This is a genomic window from Kitasatospora sp. NPDC059722 (assembly GCF_042733235.1).
Lineage (GTDB): Bacteria > Actinomycetota > Actinomycetes > Streptomycetales > Streptomycetaceae > Kitasatospora.
The window spans coordinates 1-2741 of the sequence record NZ_JBHWGD010000254.1 but is presented as its reverse complement, the minus strand read 5'-3'; the positions used below and the strand labels follow the sequence as shown (position 1 = coordinate 2741).

Sequence of the window (2741 nt, the reverse complement as noted above, 5' to 3'; positions counted from 1 at the left end):
GCCGAAAAGGCTCAGTCACCCAGACAGACCAGCGCCATCTGCTCTTGGCAGCGCGCCCAGTTTCGCCCAGTGCATGCTGTCGTCCCCGGTCGGCCCCCGAAACACCAGGAATACGGTTCCGAGGAAACTGCATATGGCGGGCCCATGACATGACTGTCCGTCCACCTGTGTCCGCCCGGCGAAAACTTCACCGTCGAAGAGCGTGAAGGCGATACTCTGGCCGTCCGGGACCCGCCAGGCCAGCAGGATTCCGTTTCCGTGGGTTGTCGCTGCGGGGCCGTCGGCCGCATGGATTTCGACTGGCACCTGGGAAATACCTCCGCCCCCGCCAGCGTCTGACATGACAAAAGAGGCGATTTTCTGAGGTTCCCATTCAGTGGCACCTGCGCCGAGCGACGAATAGTAAATCCGGGTGTCATCGTGGACACCCCTCCAGAACATGTACAGCCGGCTTCCCAGCACGGCCAGTGCCGGCCCGCTGAACGTCCCGGCTTCGCCCACATGCCGCTGTGATTCCCAGGCTCCTGAAACAAACCTCGACCAGTAGATGGTGTCGTCTCCCGATATTCCTTGCCATGCCATGTGGGGAACCTCGAAATTGGCGAGGGCGGGGCGGTCGTTGGAGCCGATATCGGGAATATTGCTGGGAGTAGCCCAGTCGGAGCCGTCCTTCGTCGAATAGTAGATGCTGTCATCACCGGGAACACCCCGCCAAGCCATCATCAACCCGGTCGAGGGAGGGGTGCCAGCCGCCACCGAAGTCAGGGCAGGGCTGTAGGCGGATCCAAAGGGCCCCGTGATGGGGCGCTGTGGGCTCCACACGGTTCCTTCCAACGTCGACTCGTAAAGCGAGTCGTCACCATCGACTCCCCTCCACGCCATGTGCATCGTCTGGTCTGAGAAGGTGAGTCCCACTTGTCCGGCGACCGCGAGAGCGGGGCGATCGCTGGTACCGCGGTCGCTGAGCGCCGGTTGCGGGACCCATCCGTACAGATTGTGCAGCGACAATTGCGATTCGGCGTCCACGTGCAAAAGACCGGTCTCACTGGGGTACATGACGGAATCGGGATTATTCGAATGAGTCAGGCCGAGGGCGTGGCCTATCTCATGTATCGCATCGGCGGTCAGTTTCTCACTACTCCAGGGTGCCCTGCTGAAGAAGTCCACCTCACCGCTCTCCGGGAAGTGCCCACTTCCCACCACCCCTTCTGCCACACCGAACTTCGAATTCAGCTCCGCAGCTCCGAAAGCGAAGTGGAGATCACCGTTGCTGTCCACCCGTTTGAAGGTGAAAATTTGGCTGGCCACTTCCCATGCACTGAGAGCACCTTCGATGGCGGTTTCCACCTGATCTGGATGAAGCCCGCCGGCATTCTCCGGTTTCACCGAGAAGGACAAGGCGGTCCGGCTCCATTTGCCGTGGGGCGGGCCATAGGTACGAATCTGCAGGTCTGTGACGACCTCGTCCGGAACAGCGCACATCCGGCGACTGGAATCGGCAGTGATGCCGAGGGGGGCATTGACTAGGGTGGTCTCTCCGTTCAGACCGACGCTGAACCCGAACGCCGGGCCGTCAGGGCGGATCAGTGTGTAACCCGAAGCCGGCACCATGGTCAGGCTGTCGACTCCAGGCCGCAACACACCCTCGTGGTCTAGCAAGGCGATGGCCACTGGGCTTGATAGCTCTTGAAGATCCAAAGCGACTGCATATCCGCGCAGCGTAAGCGACCCGCCGTCGGATTGGGCGAAGCCCGAATACATCGGATCGACTCCCACGTGCCCATTCACGTCGACCGTGAACTGGAAATCCGCCACAATCCCCGCCGCCGACTGGAAACCGTACCCGGGCGCGGGTATGTAGGTATAGGTCTGTACACGGTCGTGCGTGAGAACAACGGAGCCGCCAAACATATCCACGGGCAGCAGACCGTGTGAGAGCTGCCGCCCGTCTATCTGGATAGGGTAGCCATCGAGGGTGAGAGTGCTGCCCGTGGCGTGCGCAAACCCGCCATACTGCTGATCTACAAGCACGTGCCCATTCACGTCGACCGTGAACTGGAAATCCGCCACAATCCCCGCCGCCGGCTGGAAACCGTACCCGGGCGCGGGAGCTAGCGTTACCGTGTGTTTGCTGGCCTTGGAAAGTGGCTGAGCCCCCGCGATGAGCGGCAGAAGGTCATGCGAAAGCGCGGTTCCGTCTAGCGTGATCGTGAAGCCGCGTATGACCAACTCACTCGTTCCCCTTCCGCTCAGGAAATTGTCGTACGCAGGGACATAGTCGATCGTCCCGTCCGGAGTCACCTCGAATGCGAAGTCCGCCAGCATCCCCGATGCCGGCTGGAAGGAATACTCTCCAGACTCAAGGTGAAGTGCGGGAGATGCCGCACCGTCGACCCATCCTGTCATTCCCTGGCCAGGAATGATGAATGAGGTGTAGCTAAGATTTCGAGTATTGATTCGCACGTCAGGCATCGAACTTCCTTGCATCTGGTATAGGGCGCCAGGCTTCGTCAATATCCGTGGGTGCTTGAAGAAACCCTCGCACCGCTGATACGCTCGAAAATCGAGCAAATAGATCAGTCGGCATCGAGTGGCCCGGGCGGCATGCCGTACCGTGAACCAGCCCTCATGTTTACCGTGAACTCGTAGCACAGCATTCGCAACTCGATCACTCGCACCGCTTCGGCGTAGTGGCGCGATGTCCGATTTGTGATCACGCGATGCCAAGGAGCCTTTTCGGT

1 protein-coding gene is annotated in these 2741 nt (G+C 60.5%); it reads right to left on the bottom strand.

Annotated features, from left to right (window positions below):
• Positions 1–15 precede the first annotated feature (15 nt).
• Complete coding sequence (locus tag ACFV4F_RS43070) at positions 16–2472, bottom strand: matrixin family metalloprotease (protein ID WP_380511451.1); 2457 nt, start codon at positions 2470–2472, stop codon at positions 16–18.
• Positions 2473–2741 lie beyond the last annotated feature (269 nt).

Excerpts from the sequence above, each read along its gene's own strand:
- ACFV4F_RS43070 (WP_380511451.1), bottom strand. The coding sequence starts at position 2,472 with ATGCCTGACGTGCGAATCAATACTCGAAATCTTAGCTACACCTCATTC.